This window comes from Acidocella sp. MX-AZ02, assembly GCF_000306035.1.
Lineage (GTDB): Bacteria > Pseudomonadota > Alphaproteobacteria > Acetobacterales > Acetobacteraceae > Acidocella > Acidocella facilis.
In genome coordinates, this window is record NZ_JH976209.1 from 316777 (window position 1) to 332685 (window position 15909).

The window sequence follows — 15909 nt, forward strand, 5'->3', positions numbered from 1 at the left end:
GACGCCAAACCCTGACTTTTTTCCACAAAACGGCCTGTGGTTGAGTGCAGACTAGCTAGGTTCAATGCTGGGGGGAAGTTCGTTACTAAGAGCAACTTGACGTCCGCTTTCAGGCCAGCCGAAACTGGGCCGGAGCGGCAATAAAGGGCGCTGAGCGGACACACCGAAGCTTCTGCGTGATGCCGCTCCCCCTTTACCCCCGTCGCCCCCAAACCAACCCCCCATATCCCAACCCCGTCGCCACCACCGCCGCCGCAATCCGCCCCGCCGCCGTGCCGCCATAAGGCAGTGCCCGCGCCGCCAGGCACAGCCCCACCATCCCAACCACCGCCAAAGCCGGCCGCAAAAACGGTTTCGCCAGCGCCAGCGCGGAAATTTCCCATTCCCGGCGCAAATACCCCACACTCCAGCTCAGCAAAAACGGATACACCGCCAGCCACGCCGCCGAGACCGCCAGCAGCCCCGCCTCGCCATGCACGAAAATCCCCGCCGTGAGAATAAACCCGCCCAGCATCAGCAATGTCGCGAAGGAGAGGCTTGCCGCCTTGCCCGGCTGCCCGGTGCCCAGCAGCAGCGGCGTGATCAATTGCGAGGCGATGCGCAGCACCGCTGCCGCCGCCAGAATCTGCAAGGGCCGCGCCGCATCCGCATAGCTGCGGCCTTGAGAATCATGCAGCAGCCCCATCAGCGGTACCGCCATCAGCCCCAGCCCCGCCATGCACGGCGCCACCAAGCTCGCCAGACGCTGCAGCGACCATAACAAAGCGGCCCGCAACTCCGCAGGCGCCGCCGCGACTTTCGCGAATACCGGCTGTGCCGCGCGGTTGACGATGGTGCCCACCGCCATCGCCGGCTCCATCGCCACGTCAAACGCCACCCGGTACACCGCCAGCATCGCCGGCCCGTAAAACCAGCCAACCAGCAGGAAATCGATATTCTTGAAAATCTGCTCGAAGATATTCGCGCTGGCCGAGCGCCAGCCGAAATCCACCAGCGCCCTGATCTCGCCAAAGGCAAAATGCCGGCGCGGCACAAAGCGATTCGCCAACAACGCGCCCGCCAGAATGAACACGCCGGAGGCAAAATACCCGCCCACCAGCGCCCAGGCCCCGCCGCCCGCCACCGCGATGCCAAACCGCACCAAAGCCGCGCCGAAGGTCGCGCCGACATTCACCATGGCGATTTTCTCATAGGCCAGCGCGCGATTCAGCAAGGCCAGAGGAATCACCGCCGCCCCCACCAGCGGCTGCTTCGCCGCCAGCGCCAGGAAGTACAGCTTCACGCCGGAAACGCCATATAACCAGCCAATCGCCGGCGAGAGCGCCACCGCGGCCCCTCCCACAATCACCGCCAGCACCAGAATGAACCAGAACAGCGAGGATAAAGCCTCCCGGCTCACCGCCTTCGCCTGCACCAGCGCATCGCCGGTGCCCAAGCCATCAAACGCCTCCACCACCATGCCCACCGCCAGCACCAGCGAGCCGATGCCAACCTGAGTCTTGGTCAAAAACACCAGAACCGCGACGATGGTGGCGAAATCGGTCACCTTGGCGACGATGGCGGCCCCGCCCAGCCAGTTGAAGCCGCGCCCGAGATGGCGCTGATGCTCGTTTTCGCTCATGCGTCCGGCGGCAAAACCGGGGCGCGGGTGCGGATGAAATGAAGCAGCCAGCGCGCCGAGCCCTGGCGCCAGCGCGCACTCTGCGCTGCCCCCCACAGCCCGGGGCGCGGCGTGGCATCCGCCGCCCAGTCTTTCACCTGCGCGATAATCTTCTCCGCCCGCGCCGCCCAGGTATAGCCCAGGCTGTCCGTTGCCGCGCCGGCCGCGAGCCTGGCAGCCAGCGCCTCATCGCCGGTCAGCGCCGAAAGCCCCGCGACCAGCGCCTCCAGATCATCCGGCTGCACCAGCAGCGCGTTCTGGTCATGCTTCAGCACCTCGGCCACGTCCGGCGTATTCCCCGCCAGAATCGGCCGACCGGAGCCGAGATAAAAGAACAACTTCAGCGGCAGCACGGTGGAGCCGAACTTCGCCAGCGGCTGGAAGGAAGGCGGGATCAGCAACACATCGGCGGCATGGATGTAATTGCCCAGCGTCGCCTCGGTCTGCCAGGGCACGATCACCACATTCGGCACGCTCTTCGCCAGCGCCTCCACCGAGCCCTCGCCATAGGAGCCGACGAACAGGAAGGTGAGCTGCGGCAGCCGCTTCGCCGCCTCGATCACCAGCTCCAGCCCCTTCTTATGGTTCACCCGCCCGGTATAGATCACGGTTTTCGTGGCCGGATCGATGCCGATGCGCGCCTTCGCCTCGGCCAGCGGAACCGGCGCGGCGAAACGCTGCGGCTCGAAGCCGTTATGGATGCAGCGCAGCTTCTCCGGCGGCACGCCGAGCTCGATATATTTCTGCCTGGTATATTCGGAATGGCAGACCGAGCCCAGGAATCGCTTATGGCTGAACAGTTTGTAGAGCCAATATTGCAGCGGCGGAATCTGATCCGGCCAGGGGCGGTAATGGTCGAACACCACGCGCTGCCCGCAGCGCAGCGCCATCCACGCCACCCAGAGATTGCGGGTATAAACCAGATCCGCGGCCCTGAAGGCGCTGCGCAGCCCGATTGTCAGCCCGCACAGAATATGCCGCCAGGCCGCCGGCTTCAGCGGCGCGAAGGCGCTGATCAGCGGCATGCCCAGCCGCGCGGTCAGCCCCGGCAGATTGTCCGGCGCCATCGGCACATGCAGCCAGGCCGCATCCAGATGCGGGGCCAGATAGCGCGCCGTGGTGGTGAACACTTCCGCATCCGCCTCGGCGCTGGGCAGGGGGTTTTCAAAGGCGAAGAGGATTTTCATATGGTCCCGGCGATCAGAAACAGGCCGGGAACCCGGCGCGGATACCTACCCGCGTTCCAGGGGCGGGATCAATAAGCCCGGCTGTCACGCTCCGTTGCAAATTGCCGCGGACGCGCATTATCGGCAGAATTAGCTCTGTCATGAACAGCCCATGGAGACGCAGATGATCGGCCGCCGCCCCCTTCTCGCCGCCGCCGGTGCCGCCCTTGTCGCCCCTGCCGCCCTGGCCGGCACCACGCCCGAGCGCATCCCGCTCTGGCCAGGCACGCCGCCGGGCGGGGGAGGGCCGCAAGGGCCGGAGCGGGTCAACACCAAGGGCAGCGTGCGCGACATTCCCGCCCCCTATCTCACCCTCTACCGCCCGCAGAGCCCGAACGGCGCGGCCGTGCTGGTGGCCGGCGGTGGCGGCTACCGCCATATCGAGATGGGCACGGAGGCCGACCCGGCCGCGCTTTGGCTGAACGCACGCGGCATCACCGCCTTCACCCTGGCCTACCGGATGCCGGGCGAGGGCTGGGCAGCCGGCGCGCAGGCGCCGTTTCAAGATGCGCAACGCGCCATTCGCCTCATCCGCGCCCGCGCCAAAAACGATGGGCTGGATGCGCAAAGGCTCGGCGTGCTGGGCTTCTCCGCCGGCGGGCATCTGATGGGGCTGGCGGCGGACTGGTCGGATTTTCGTTCTTACGCGCCGGTGGACGGGGCGGATTTTCTCTCCGCCCGGCCGGACAATGCAGCACTCGCCTATCCCATCATCACGCTGGAGGCGCCTTATCAGCATACCTCCACCGCGAAAATCCTGGTCGGCCAGGATGCGGATACACAGGCCCGGGCGGAATGGTCGGTGCAGACGCATCTGCGCCCCGGCGCCCCGCCTTTCTTCCTGGTGCAGGCCAAGGACGACCCGATTTCCAACCCCGCCAACACCATCATCATGGCGCAGGCCTGCAGGCGCGCCGGCGTGCAGGTGGATTTTCACCAGCTCCCCAGCGGCGGCCATGGCTTTGCCATGGGCCGCCCCGGCACGCCGACAATGGATTGGCCGGGCTGGTATGAAAACTGGCTGCGCGCCCAGGGCATGCTGGTCAGCTAGAGCAACGTCCGATCAAACGGACTCGTTTGATCGGATAAAGTTGCTCGCTCGAACAAAAAGCTAGAGCGTATTCCCTGCACCAACGTGAACGGAATACGCTCTAGCAGGCAAAAAAGAGGGCGTTCACAATGTGAACGCCCCAATGGCTTTGCCAAGTTTAACGCGATCCCCGGGAGAGGCGCCCAAGAGCGCCGCCCGGCCATGAAGCCATCCGGATGTCCAGATCGAGATGGAGCCACGCGGGCAGAGTAGCAGATCGCCGGCACGAGTCAATGAGAATAGTTATCATTATCATCAAGCGATGATTCGGCCGTCTTTTCTCAGCTGGAGATGCCGCTCAACCGGCAATCCTTGGCGGCAAGCTGGCCCTGAAAGGCGCTCCAGGTCTGGGTCGCGCCAAAAAGCGGCAGCCCGACATAGCCGCGCAGCCGCAGCTCGCCCTGCCGGTCCAGCGTCAGCTTGATCTGATAGACCGAGCCGTTGCGAGGGTTGGTGATATGGCCATACCAGGCGCGGCTGCCATCATCCTGGCGGCGCGCATTGGCGTCAGCCTGTAGAATGACCAGCCCGCATTGGCTCTGGCCGGCCCAATCGGTAGGGGTGGGCTCGGTCTGGTTGAGCACCATGCCCTCGATGGCGCCGCATAATTTATCGCCGCAGGGGGAGATTTGAATGACCGCGTCATGGCTGGCGGTGACCCAGCTTCCTACGGGGCCAGGCGTTGCCGCGCGGGCCGGGAGGACGGAGAGTCCAAGGCAGAGCACAAGCACGGTTGCTATGCCCGCCCAGGAGAGCAGGGCCGCGAAACGTTCGCTCGACATCACGAAATTCCTTGGGTTGCAGAGCCTTCCCGTCGCCGCGGGCGCGGCCAGGCGAGGCGGTCTGGAAGGGCTGGTTTACGGCACCGCCAGGCCGTGGGCGGTTGTGCGAGAGCAACATGACCCTGACGGGAATCATTCAGGGACATAAAGTTGCTCGCCACAACAAACAGTGAGAGCGCGCTGACCGTTTACGGTCAGGCTGAAAGCGCTCTAGCCGGAAATATCGCTCTGGCCAGCATTATTCGCATAATCGACAGCACCCGGCGCGGTACCGAACTGAACCGGCACCCGGCCATTCTCAGCGCTGCGCCCATGAAGCTGGCTGGCCTGCGGGGGCGGGGCAATACGTACCAGATGGCGCGGGGCGCTGGGGCGGATATCGCCAGGGCGGGCCTGGGCGGCGAAGGGAGCCAGAGAAACAGCCAGCAACGCGGCGGCCGCGAAACGAGACATACGAGGCATGATACACTCTTTTTCTGAAATGAAATTCTGGGAGCAAGGCCCGGAGCGTGCGGCAGGGCGCCGCCGCTTCGGTATTTCGAGCCATTGCATCTGGGAGATGAGAGGGGCCGCTATCCAGGCGGTTCGGCTTTCGCCGGTCTGATCCGCAAGGCGGCCGTTGATCTCACAGGGGCGGATTAGCCGCCGGTGCTGTCGGACGCGGCGCCGCCGACATGGCGCAGGGCAACCGGGGTCTGCTTGCCGGCGAAACCACCCTGGGCGGCCTGGTTCGCCTGCGGATTATACTGGGCGACGCTGGTGTTCACCTGGAAATTGCCGGGTGCGGCGATCGCGGCGACAGGGGCCAGGGAGGCGGCCAGCAGGGCGGCGGAAGCGATTTGAGAGATGCGGTTCATGATACACTCCTGAATTGAGCTGGATGTCTAAAGGGGGGGCGCTTTGCGGCGGATTGAGCCGGGCCTGGCTTAGCCAGCCGTGCTGTCAGAGATCGGGCCGCCAACCTGGCGATCGGCGACCGGCATGCGGTGGTTGCCGGCATTGGTCTGGAAGGCCGGGATATTCTGGTTGGACTGCTGATTATAAGAGGCAACGCTGGTGGCCTGACGGTAGGACTGCGCGTTGGCGGCGATCGGGGCCAGGGAAGCGGCGATCAGAGCGGCGGAGGCGAAAGCGGTGAAACGAGACATGAGAAGATTTCCTTTTCAGTTCGGCGGGGCAGGTCGCCCTTTCGATGAGCCTGATTTAGATGGACGTACGTACGCTTGCAAGGCAAATTAGAACGGACGTACGTAAACTCAGTCATGTGTTTTTTGCATGCAAATCTAATAGTCATGCGATAATCGCAATCGAGTGCAGCTTTCTCTTGGTTTTTGTGCTTTTTTCTTGCGCTTTAAGACGTACGAACGTACTTAATGAGCATCATGTTCTGCAATAGATGCGATCAAACCCATGGCTAGACCCTCAAACCGCGAAAAAATCCTCACTGAAGGCCTCCGCGTCGTTCATGAGCGGGGCTTTTCCGGGGCCTCGGTGCGCGACATTGCCAGTGCCGCCAGCGTCCCGCTGGGCTCCTTCACCAATCATTTCCCCTCAAAGGAGATGTTCGGGCTGGAAATTCTGGAGCGCTATCATGAGCGCGTGCAGGAGGTGATCGGCAAGACCTTCCATGACCGCTCCCGTCCGGTGCGCGAGCGTGTAGCGTCTTACTTCGACCATGTGATCGAAAACCTCACCGCCAGCAACATGCGGGGCGGCTGCCTGGTCGGCAATTTCTGCGCCGAAGTGGCGGACCAGTCCGAGGTGCTGCGGCTGCGTCTGGCGAAAATTTTCCAGGATATCCGCGATGCGCTGGCGCAGGCGCTGGAGGAAGGTGTCGCCTCCGGCGAGCTGGCGCCGGATCTGGATTGCCTGGATACGGCCGGCTTCATCTATAGCTCCCTGCAGGGCGCGATCCTGATCGCGCGGGTGGTGCAGAACCCCAGCCCGATCGAGCGCTGCCGCCGCCAGATCCTGCAGAAGGTGCTGAAATAACGGCACAAGCGCGGCCGGCTCCGGCCTGCGGAAATCGCACGGGGACTGCAAAATTCCCGTATGCGCGGCGCGGGAATTTCTCTATTGCTCGCCCATGCTGACCGACAAAGACAATCTGCTGCGCCGGCTGCATGCGTTGCGCAGCGAGCACCGGGACCTCGATACCGTCATCACGCGGATTACCGACCTAGGTCCGGTGGATCAGCTGCATCTGCAAAGATTGAAGAAGCGGAAACTCGGTTTGAAAGATGAGATTTCCCGGCTGGAAAGCCGGTTGATCCCGGACCGCACGGCATGAGCCAGCCTCTGGTCGGGATTATCATGGGCAGCCGTTCGGACTGGCCGGTGATGGAACATGCCGCGCACATGCTTGAAAAGCTTGGCGTGCCCTATGAGGCCAAGGTGGTTTCTGCGCATCGGACCCCGCATCGGCTGGTCGAGTATGCCGGCAGCGCGCAGGCGCGCGGGCTGAAGATCATCATCGCCGGGGCGGGCGGGGCGGCGCATCTGCCGGGCATGGCGGCCTCGATGACCAATCTGCCGGTGCTGGGCGTGCCCGTGGCCGTCACCGCGCTGAACGGGCAGGATGCGCTGCTCTCCATCGTGCAGATGCCAGGCGGGATTCCCGTCGGCACGCTGGCGATCGGCAAGCCCGGCGCGATCAATGCCGGGATTTTGGCGGCCTCGATTCTGGCGCTCTCCGACCCGGACTTGGCGGCCCGCGTCGCAGCGCTGCGATCCGAGCAGACGGAAAGCGTGCCGGAGGACCCGGTCTGATGCTGCCGCCCGGATCGGTGATCGGCATGATCGGCGGTGGCCAGCTTGGGCGGATGTCCGCCCAGGCGGCGGCGCGGCTGGGGTTTCTCGTGCATGTGTTCTCGCCCGAGCCGGACGGCCCGGCGGCGCAGGTGGCGGCGCGCACCATAATCGCCGCGTACGATGATCTCGAAGCGCTACGATCCTTCGCCGAGGCGGTGGATGTGATCACCTTCGAATTCGAAAACCTGCCCGCCGCCTCGCTGGCGCTGCTGGAGAGCCTGAAGCCGGTGCGGCCGGGGGCGAAAATCCTTGCCATCAGCCAGGACAGGCTGCTGGAGAAGCAATTCCTCAACGATGCCGGCATCGCCACCGCGCCCTGGGCGAAGGTGGAGAGCCTGGCGGAGTTGGAGGCGGCGGTAGCCGAACTCGGCCTGCCGGCGGTGCTGAAAACCACCCGGCTGGGCTATGACGGCAAGGGCCAGGCCATGCTGCGCGCCCCGGAAGATCTGGCGCCCGCCTTCGAAAACCTGGCGCCGAAGCCGCTGGTTCTGGAAGGCTTCGTGGATTTCGCCGCCGAGATCTCGGTGATGGTGGCGCGCGGGGTGGACGGCACCATCGTCTGTTTTGACGCGGTGGAGAACCGCCACAAGCATCATATTCTCGACCTCACCATCGCCCCGGCGCCCTTCGGGCCGGAGATTCTGGAGGAGGCGCAAAACATCGCCCGGCTGATCGCCGAGACGCTGGCGCTGGTCGGGCTGCTAGGGGTGGAGATGTTCGTCACCGCAACCGGCGCGCTGGTGGTGAATGAGATCGCCCCGCGACCGCATAATTCCGGCCATTGGACGATGGATGCCTGCCCCTGCGGGCAGTTCGAGATGCATATCCGCGCCGTGGCGGGCCTGCCGCTGCCGCCGGCAGTGCGGCATTCGGACGCGGTGATGAAAAACCTGATCGGCCCGGAGGACATGGCGCTGTGGCCGCGCGTGCTGGCGACGCCGGGGCTGATCCCGCATCATTACGGCAAGACCGAAGCCCGCCCCGGCCGCAAGATGGCGCATTTCAATCGCCTCTTCCCCAAAGGCGCGTTGCCGGGCGAATTTGGCATCGAAGATGCCCTGGCTCTGGCGGAAAAATCGTAAAAGTTTTTGGTGCCGCTTTTTTCAAAAAGCGGCGAAAAACGTCTGGGGTGGCGGCAACGACATTGCCACCACCCCTGAAACTTTCGCTCAGTAATCCTTGCTCTGGCGCATCCGCTTGATGTCCCCGCGGCGCGATTTCGCATCCAGCCGCCGGGTTTTCGAGGCCTTGGTGGGCTTGGTGGCGCGCCGTGCCTTCGGGATGATGGCGGCCTCCTGGATCAGCGCGAACAGCTTCTCGCGCGCCTCCTCGCGGTTGCGCAGCTGGGAGCGATGCTCTTCGGACTCGATCAGGATATGCCCGCTCAGCGTCAGGCGCTTGCCGGCGAGGCGGGCGAGGCGGGCTTTGACATGGCCGGGCAGGGTGGTGTTGCCGACGAGGTCGAAGCGCAGCTGCACCGCGGTCGAGACCTTGTTGACGTTCTGTCCGCCAGGTCCGGAGGCCGGGGTAAAAAATTCCTCCAGATCAGCATCGCTGATCTGGAGGTGATCTGTAACCGGTATCAGCATCGGAGCCTCTCAATCAACGGCCCCGGCGCGAAATCAGGCGGCCTTGGCTTCTTTCTTCGCCGTGGCGCGCTCGAGGCGGCGCTTCAGCGCCAGGCCTTCGGTGGTCAGCTTCGCGTCGGAATGGGCGAGCAGAAAGGCGTCCAGGCCACCATTATGCTCGATCGTGCGGATCGCGCGGGTGGACAGGCGCAGGCGAACAGCACCGAGCGTATCGGAGAGCAGCGTGGTGACCTGCAGGTTGGGCAGGAACCGGCGGCGGCTCTTATTGTTCGCGTGGCTGACGTTATTGCCAGCTTGCACGGTCTTTCCGGTCAGGTCGCAACGGCGGGCCATGATACTTTTCCTCAATAAAACGCAAAGCGGGCTGGCAGGGGCCAGCCCGGAAATTCGGGGCGGCTTATGGCGCAAGCGGGGGGCATCGTCAAGCGGGTTCGCGCAAGGCTGGCCGTTGATTCAGCGCGGGGCTTGAATCTTTATGCCTCGCCGGCGTGATCCTTGCCCGCGGTGCCGCGCATCTCGCCGGACTCGACGCTCTCGATGGCGTTTTCCAGGATCTGCACCACCACCGCATCCGGCAGCACGCGGGTCAGCAGCCCCATGGCGCCGCCCAGCAGGGCGGAGGCGATGGCCAACTCCGAGATATCCTTGCCGACCATATACTCAATCGCTTTGTCCACGACGGAACCGGCGTGGCTGAGCTCTTGTTCGGGCGGGGCTTGTCGATCGTCGGTCATGGTCATCCGTTCAAAAATTTCCGGCTCTCTTATCTGGTGGCAGCCCGTGCCGCCACCAAGGGGAGGTTTATTCCGCGAGGCTCGGGGCGGTTTTTTCCGCCGGCGTGGCATTTTCGTCGTCCATCACCGCCTGTGCCGCCCACATCGCGGCATAGAGCCCGCCGGCGGCCAGCAGCGCCGCATGGGTGCCGCGCTCGGCCACCACGCCTTGTTGCAGCACCAGGATCTCGTCCGAGTCGGTCACGGTGGAGAGGCGATGCGCGATGACCAGCGTGGTGCGGTGCTGCGCCACGGAGCGCAGGGCGGCGGAGATGCCCTGCTCGGTCGCGGTATCCAGCGCGCTGGTGGCCTCGTCCAGGATCAGGATGCGGGGGTTTTTCAGGATGGTGCGGGCGATGGCGACGCGCTGCTTCTCGCCGCCGGAGAGTTTCAGCCCGCGCTCGCCCACCTTGGTCTCGTAGCCCTGCGGCAGCGAGATGATGAAATCATGGATCTGGGCGAGCCGCGCCGCCTCCTCCACCTCGGCGCGCGAGCAGCCGGGGCGGCCATAGGCGATGTTGTAATAGATGCTGTCATTGAACAGCACCGTATCCTGCGGCACCACGCCGATGGCGGCGCGCAGATCATGCTGCTTGATCGCCCGCACATCCTGGCCATCCACCAGCACCCGCCCGCCAGTGGCGTCATAGAAGCGGAAAAGCAGGCGCGAGATGGTGGATTTGCCCGAGCCGGTGGGGCCGACAATGGCGATCTTCTGGCCCGGGGCGGCGGTGAAGCTGACGCCTTTCAGAATTTGCCGGTCCGGGTTGTAGGCGAAGCGCACATCCTCGAAGCGGATTTCGGCAGGCGCGCCCTGGGGGGGGATGGGGGCGGCGTCAGGGGCGTCCTTCACCTCCTGATCGACGTTCAAAAGCCGGAACATCTGCTCCATGTCCACCAGCCCCTGATTGAGGGTGAGGTAGGAGAAGCCGAGGAAGTTGAGCGGCACGTAGAGCTGCAGCAGATAGGTGTTGACCAGCACGAAGCTGCCCACACTCATCGTGTGATGCGCCACGCCGAAAGCGGCCATCACCATCATCGCGCCCAGCGCCAGCGAGATGATCACCGCCTGGCCGATATTCAGCATGTTCAGCGAAACCTGCGATTTCACCGAGGCTTTTTCAAACCGGGCCAGGCTGTCATCGAACCGCGCCGCCTCATGCGCCTCATTGCCGAAATATTTCACCGTCTCGAAATTCAGCAGGCTGTCGATGGCCTTGGTCTGCGCCTCGTTATCGGTCTCGTTCATCGTGCGGCGGAATTTGGTGCGCCAGGTGGTGAAGGAGAGGGTGAAGAAGATATAGAGCCCGATGGCGCAGAAGGCGATGGCCGCATACCAGGCATTGAACAGATGCCAGAGCATGAAGGTGGTGAGCAGCAGCTCGATCAGCGTCGGCACCAGGTTGAAGGCGGCCAGGCGCAGCACCGACTGGATGCCCAGCGTGCCGCGCAGGATGATGTTGGAGAGCCCGCCTGTCTGCCGGTCCATGTGAAAGCGCATCGAGAGCGCGTGCAGATGCTCGAAGGTGCGCCGGGCGACGACGCGCGAGGCGCGCATCTGCACCCCCGCGAACAGCGCGTCACGCAGCTCGCCAAAGGCCGCACTGGCGATGCGCACCGCGACATAGCCGCCAATCATCGCCAGCGGCACCGCGATGGCGCTATCCAGATGGGTCAGACGGTCGACCAGATGGCCATAGACCACCGGCACATAGACCGTGCCGATCTTCGCCAGCAGCAAGCAGGCGGCGGCGAAGACGAGCTTCACCCGCAACCCGGTCTCGCCCTGCGGCCAGAGATAGGGAAACAGCGAGAGGATGGTTTTCAGCGAGCCTTTGGCGGTCTTGGCGGTCGCATTGGGTGCCAGATGGGGGTTGGCACGGGCGCGGGATCGGGTCATGAGCCTGCACATGGCATCTGACTCGCAAATTGCAAAGCTTTTAGGTGATATCCGCTCCTGCCACTCAGCCATGCTGCCGGGGGAGAGGCTGGTGCTGCGCGGCGGGGCGCAGAGCTTTGGCTTTGTGAAACCGGCGCTGGCGGAACAGCTGCGCGGCATCGAACCCGCCATTGAAATTTCATCCGGGGCGGTGACGCTGCCGCCGGGGCTGCTGCCCCGGCTGAACGAGCTGGCGCGCGCCGTCGGCATCCCCACCCGGGCCGAGGATTTCGATGTGCGGGCCGCGCCGGAGGGGGCGGTGCTGGGCGTGCTGGACCGTGGGGCGCTGCCCAGCTTCGGGGTGATCGGGGTCGGGGTGCATCTGAACGGGCTGGTGCGCCGTGCCGACGGGCCGCATCTCTGGGTGGCCAGGCGCGCGGCGAACAAGAAACTGGACCCGGGCAAGCTGGACCATCTGGTCGCCGGCGGCGTGCCGGCCGGGCTGTCGCCGTTCGAGACGTTGCTGAAGGAGGCCGAGGAAGAGGCCGGGCTGGAGGAAACGCTGGCGGCGCAGGCGGTGGAGGTGGCGCGGTTTCGCTATGACATGGAGCGCCCGGAAGGGCTGCGGCGGGATTTCCTCTATGCCTACGACCTGGAGCTGCCCGAGGATTTCATCCCGCGCGCCCTGGATGGCGAGGTAGAGAGCTTCGCGCTCTGGCCGTTGGAACAGGTGCGCGAGACGCTGCTGACCAGCGATGCCTTCAAATTCAACGTGGTGCTGGTGCTGACCGACCTGCTGCTGCGCCAGGGGCTGTTCGCGCCAGGCGAGGCGCAGAGGCTGCGCGCCGCCCTCGCCATGCCGGCCAACAGTTAAGGTTTCTGAATGGCCATTTCCAGCTGCGTTTCTGCTTACTGAATGTTAACCTGACGCCAAGAAACTCTCCGAGGAGGATTTCATGGACATTCAGCTGATTTACGAGGGCAGTACGTCTCTGGCGCCGTCCGGGTTCGACTCGGCGATGCAGTATGCCGCCAATCAGCTGGATGCGCTGATCACCAATAATGTCACCGTCAGCATCGATATCGGCTGGGACAGCAGCGGCCAGGTCCTGGGGGTGGCAACGCCCAATCTCAGCAGCAACGGAATTTACAGCTATGCCAGCGTGGTGGCGGCGCTGCGCGCCCACGCGCAGACCGCCACGCAGATTGCCGCTGTCGATGCCTTGCCGGGCACGGATCCGACCCATGGCGCCGGGCTTTACCTGACCATGGCGCAGGCGCAGGCGCTGGGCCTTGCCGATACCGCCTTGTCCCGCGAATTTTCCGGGATCGATGGCAGCGCCACCTTCGGCACTGGCGGCGGGGTGCTGAGCTTCGGCACGGCGGCCGTGGCGGGGGAGGTCAGCTTTATCGGCACCGCCGAGCATGAGCTGACACATGCGCTGGGGCGGATCGATTTCAACGATGGCGCGAATTACGCCCTCATGGATCTCTACGCCTATGCCTCGGCCGGCACGCTGCAGAGCACGCCCGACGCGCCGACCTTCTTTTCCCTGGATGGCGGCAAGACCAGCCTCGCCAGCTTCGATACCACCAGCGACAACAGCGACTGGGCGGATCTGCCGCAATATCGCAATGATGCCTTCGGGGCCTATGCCTATCCCGGTTACGCGACCAGCATCACCACGCTGGATACCACGCTGATGAGCGTGCTGGGCTTCGACATTGCCTGTTTCTGCCCCGGCACGATGATCGAAACCCCGCTTGGCGACAGGAAGGTCGAGACGCTGCGCATCGGCGACGAGGTCTGGACGCCAAATGGCCCGGCGCGGATCAAATGGATCGGCAAGAGCGCGTATGAGGGGCGCTTCCTGGCGCAGAATCCGTTGATGCTGCCGGTGATTTTCCTGCCGGGATCGCTGGGGGAGGGGATGCCGCGTTGCGCGATGCGGGTCTCGCCCGGGCATGGGATTTTCCTGCATGGCGTGCTGGTGCCGGCCTGGCGGCTGGTGAACGGGGTGAACGTGTTGCAGACGCCTTGCGAGGCGAAGGTGGAATATCGGCATATCCAGCTGGAGCGGCATGATTTGCTGCGCGCGGATGGGGCGCTGAGCGAGAGCTATCTCAACGGCACGCCGCGCAGCTGGTTCCAGAATGCGGCGGAATATGCGGCACTCTACCCGTGCGAGGCGGACGAGCCCTATGAGAGCTGCGTGCCGCGCCATGATGATGGCTGGGTGCTGGAGGCGGTTCGGGACTGGGTGAACCGGCGCGCCGGCCTGGCTGGCGGGATGGCGGAGGGGGCGATGCAGGGCGTGCTGGATGAGGCCGGGCCGGCGCTTTGCCGCGGCTGGGCCTGGTGCCCGCAAACCCCGGAGCTGCCGGTGGAGCTGCTGGTGCTGGCCGGTGGCACGGTGCTGGCGCGGGTGGTGGCGAACAGTTACCGGCAGGATTTACGCGCGGCGGGGATCGGCAAGGGGGTTTACGGGTTTTCGGTGGCGTTGCCGGACGGGGTGAGCGGCGCGATCAGCGTGCGGCGGGCAAGTGACGGCGCGCTGTTGGGCGGCGATGCGCAAAGCCGCGCAGCGGCCTGAAAGTTTTTGGGGGTGTGGGGACTTTTTTCAAAAAGTCCCCACAAACGTCTGGGGTTTTGACGACTGCGTTGCATACGCCCCCGCGTTTTCGCCGCTTTTTTGAAAAAAAGCGGCCCCTCCGGCGGCATTCCACCGCTGCTTCGCAGCGGCGGAACCTTGGCCGCCTCCGCCCAAAAACTTTTCAGCTTTCGTCCGGTGCCGGTTCCGCCGGGTGCAGCCGTTTCGCCCGCAGCCGCCGGATGCGCCTGGCATCCGCATCCAGCACCAGAAACTCCACGCCCGACGGGTGCATGATCAACTCGCCCCGCGCCGGCACCCGTTCTGCCAGATTGAACACCAGCCCGCCAACGGTTTCGATATCCGCGTCGCGCTCATCCTCCGACAGGATCGGGCCGATCTTTTCCTCGAACTCCTCCACCGGCAGGCGGGCATTGAGGTCGAAGGCGCCATCGGCGCGCTCGGTCAGCATCGGGCCCTCGATCTCGTCATGCTCGTCCGAAATATCGCCGACGATGGTCTCGACCAGATCCTCAATCGTCACCAGCCCGTCAATGCCGCCATATTCATCCACCACCAGGGCCAGATGGATATGGGTCAGGCGCATCTGCAGCAGCAGATCCAGCACCGGCACTTGCGGCGCCACCATCAGCGGCTTGCGCAGAATCTTCTCCAGTGCGAATTCCGCCGGCGCGCCGGTGAAGCCGAACACATCCTTGATATGCACCATGCCGGCGACATCATCGAGATGGTCGCGATAAACCGGCAGGCGCGAATGACCCTCCTTGCGGATCAGCGCCAACGCCTCATCCAGGGAGAGATCCGCCTTCATCGCCACGATATCCGGGCGCGGCACCATCACATCATCGGCGGTGATGTCGCGCAGCCGCAGCACATTGCCGATCAGCGCGCGTTCCTGGGCGTTGAGGTCGAGGGATTCGCTCTCCCCCTCCTTGTCCTCGGTGCTGGTCTCCTGCTGGAGCATCAGCTCGGCGATCGATTCGCGCACCGATTGCTCGGGGCTGCGCAGCTTGCCCAATAATCGGCTCAGCGCGTTGCTCATCGGTTTTTCCAGGGGTTGGGCTCGCCAAGCCGGGCCAGGATGCGGGTTTCCTCCGCCTCCATCTCCCGCGCTTCGCCGGGATGGTGATGGTCATAGCCCTGCAGATGCAGCGCCCCATGCACGATCAGATGGCTCAGATGCGTGCCGATGCTCTTGCCCTCGCGCTGGGCCTCCTTGGCCACCACGCCAAAGGCCAGCAATATTTCCGGCGGCGCTTCATAGGTGAGCACATTGGTGGGCTTGTTCTTGCCGCGGTCGCGGTAGTTCAAGGCCTTCACCGTGCGGTCATCGGTCAGCGCCACGCTGGCGGCGCAGCCTGTGGCGGCCAATGCGCGGGACACCCGGCGCAAGGCGTCCGGCACAAAGGCGCGCCAGCGCCGGTCCGTAACCACGATCTCAACACCCCCGAGGGGGCTGGTACTTCCAGGGTCGTCCATTTGCCTAA

At 64.6% G+C, this 15909-nt stretch carries 19 protein-coding genes; 7 read left to right on the forward strand and 12 right to left on the reverse strand.

What is annotated here, in order from left to right:
- Positions 1–193: 193 nt before the first annotated feature.
- The gene (locus MXAZACID_RS13700; RefSeq protein WP_008495037.1) at positions 194–1621 is read right to left on the reverse strand and encodes an oligosaccharide flippase family protein; all 1428 of its coding nucleotides are present in this window, start codon (positions 1619–1621) and stop codon (positions 194–196) included.
- Entirely contained in the window at positions 1618–2847 is a 1230-nt protein-coding gene (locus MXAZACID_RS13705) for a glycosyltransferase (RefSeq protein ID WP_008495038.1), read from the reverse strand. The genes MXAZACID_RS13700 and MXAZACID_RS13705 overlap by 4 nt, the downstream gene beginning before the upstream one ends.
- A gap of 151 nt (positions 2848–2998) precedes the next feature.
- Here MXAZACID_RS13705 and MXAZACID_RS13710 point away from each other — a divergent pair, with 151 nt between their 5' ends.
- Positions 2999–3937 carry an alpha/beta hydrolase gene (locus MXAZACID_RS13710; RefSeq protein WP_008495039.1) on the forward strand — a complete coding sequence of 313 codons (939 nt, stop codon included), beginning with the start codon at positions 2999–3001 and terminating at the stop codon, positions 3935–3937.
- A gap of 320 nt (positions 3938–4257) precedes the next feature.
- Here the strand turns inward: MXAZACID_RS13710 and MXAZACID_RS18380 are convergent, their stop codons facing one another.
- The 4 genes from MXAZACID_RS18380 to MXAZACID_RS13730 all read right to left on the reverse strand — a co-directional run bounded on the left by MXAZACID_RS18380 (position 4258) and on the right by MXAZACID_RS13730 (position 5906).
- Entirely contained in the window at positions 4258–4758 is a 501-nt protein-coding gene (locus MXAZACID_RS18380) for a DUF2147 domain-containing protein (protein ID WP_008495040.1), read from the reverse strand.
- A 210-nt stretch (positions 4759–4968) separates the two neighbouring features.
- Positions 4969–5211: a hypothetical protein gene (locus MXAZACID_RS13720; protein WP_008495041.1), complete on the reverse strand. Its 243-nt coding sequence runs from the start codon at positions 5209–5211 to the stop codon at positions 4969–4971.
- Between the two features lie 185 nt (positions 5212–5396).
- Positions 5397–5615 carry a hypothetical protein gene (locus MXAZACID_RS13725; RefSeq protein WP_008495042.1) on the reverse strand — a complete coding sequence of 73 codons (219 nt, stop codon included), beginning with the start codon at positions 5613–5615 and terminating at the stop codon, positions 5397–5399.
- A 69-nt stretch (positions 5616–5684) separates the two neighbouring features.
- Positions 5685–5906 (reverse strand): hypothetical protein, encoded by a 222-nt coding sequence (locus tag MXAZACID_RS13730; RefSeq protein ID WP_008495043.1) that lies wholly within the window; start codon positions 5904–5906, stop codon positions 5685–5687.
- 262 nt (positions 5907–6168) lie between these two features.
- On the opposite strand from MXAZACID_RS13730, the gene MXAZACID_RS13735 reads away from it, so the two are divergent.
- The 4 genes from MXAZACID_RS13735 to MXAZACID_RS13750 all read left to right on the forward strand — a co-directional run bounded on the left by MXAZACID_RS13735 (position 6169) and on the right by MXAZACID_RS13750 (position 8651).
- Positions 6169–6750 (forward strand): TetR/AcrR family transcriptional regulator, encoded by a 582-nt coding sequence (locus MXAZACID_RS13735; protein ID WP_026439106.1) that lies wholly within the window; start codon positions 6169–6171, stop codon positions 6748–6750.
- 94 nt (positions 6751–6844) lie between these two features.
- Positions 6845–7048: a YdcH family protein gene (locus MXAZACID_RS13740; protein ID WP_008495045.1), complete on the forward strand. Its 204-nt coding sequence runs from the start codon at positions 6845–6847 to the stop codon at positions 7046–7048.
- Complete coding sequence (gene purE, locus MXAZACID_RS13745; protein WP_008495046.1) at positions 7045–7527, forward strand: 5-(carboxyamino)imidazole ribonucleotide mutase; 483 nt, start codon at positions 7045–7047, stop codon at positions 7525–7527. Before MXAZACID_RS13740 ends, purE begins: the two co-directional genes overlap by 4 nt.
- On the forward strand, positions 7527–8651 hold the full coding sequence (locus MXAZACID_RS13750) for a 5-(carboxyamino)imidazole ribonucleotide synthase (protein WP_008495047.1): 1125 nt from the start codon (positions 7527–7529) through the stop codon (positions 8649–8651). The genes purE and MXAZACID_RS13750 overlap by 1 nt, the downstream gene beginning before the upstream one ends.
- Before the next feature lie 87 nt (positions 8652–8738).
- Here the strand turns inward: MXAZACID_RS13750 and arfB are convergent, their stop codons facing one another.
- From arfB to MXAZACID_RS13770, 4 genes are all read right to left on the reverse strand, one after another.
- On the reverse strand, positions 8739–9158 hold the full coding sequence (gene arfB / locus MXAZACID_RS13755; protein ID WP_008495048.1) for an alternative ribosome rescue aminoacyl-tRNA hydrolase ArfB: 420 nt from the start codon (positions 9156–9158) through the stop codon (positions 8739–8741).
- 33 nt (positions 9159–9191) lie between these two features.
- The gene (gene rpmB, locus MXAZACID_RS13760) at positions 9192–9491 is read right to left on the reverse strand and encodes a 50S ribosomal protein L28 (RefSeq protein ID WP_008495049.1); all 300 of its coding nucleotides are present in this window, start codon (positions 9489–9491) and stop codon (positions 9192–9194) included.
- Positions 9492–9631: 140 nt separating this feature from the next.
- A complete protein-coding gene (locus MXAZACID_RS13765; RefSeq protein WP_035179192.1) occupies positions 9632–9892 on the reverse strand; it encodes a hypothetical protein in 261 nt (86 codons plus the stop codon).
- 67 nt (positions 9893–9959) lie between these two features.
- On the reverse strand, positions 9960–11831 hold the full coding sequence (locus MXAZACID_RS13770; protein WP_008495052.1) for an ABC transporter ATP-binding protein/permease: 1872 nt from the start codon (positions 11829–11831) through the stop codon (positions 9960–9962).
- A gap of 70 nt (positions 11832–11901) precedes the next feature.
- Between MXAZACID_RS13770 and MXAZACID_RS13775 the strand changes: the two genes are divergently transcribed.
- Both MXAZACID_RS13775 and MXAZACID_RS13780 read left to right on the forward strand, forming a co-directional pair.
- Positions 11902–12684 carry an NUDIX hydrolase family protein gene (locus MXAZACID_RS13775; protein WP_008495053.1) on the forward strand — a complete coding sequence of 261 codons (783 nt, stop codon included), beginning with the start codon at positions 11902–11904 and terminating at the stop codon, positions 12682–12684.
- Positions 12685–12766: 82 nt separating this feature from the next.
- Positions 12767–14404: an NF038122 family metalloprotease gene (locus tag MXAZACID_RS13780; protein WP_008495054.1), complete on the forward strand. Its 1638-nt coding sequence runs from the start codon at positions 12767–12769 to the stop codon at positions 14402–14404.
- A 181-nt stretch (positions 14405–14585) separates the two neighbouring features.
- Here the strand turns inward: MXAZACID_RS13780 and MXAZACID_RS13785 are convergent, their stop codons facing one another.
- Together MXAZACID_RS13785 and ybeY are read right to left on the reverse strand one after the other, a co-directional pair.
- On the reverse strand, positions 14586–15464 hold the full coding sequence (locus tag MXAZACID_RS13785) for a hemolysin family protein (protein ID WP_008495055.1): 879 nt from the start codon (positions 15462–15464) through the stop codon (positions 14586–14588).
- Entirely contained in the window at positions 15461–15901 is a 441-nt protein-coding gene (gene ybeY, locus MXAZACID_RS13790) for an rRNA maturation RNase YbeY (RefSeq protein WP_026439113.1), read from the reverse strand. Before ybeY ends, MXAZACID_RS13785 begins: the two co-directional genes overlap by 4 nt.
- Between the last annotated feature and the right edge of the window lie 8 nt (positions 15902–15909).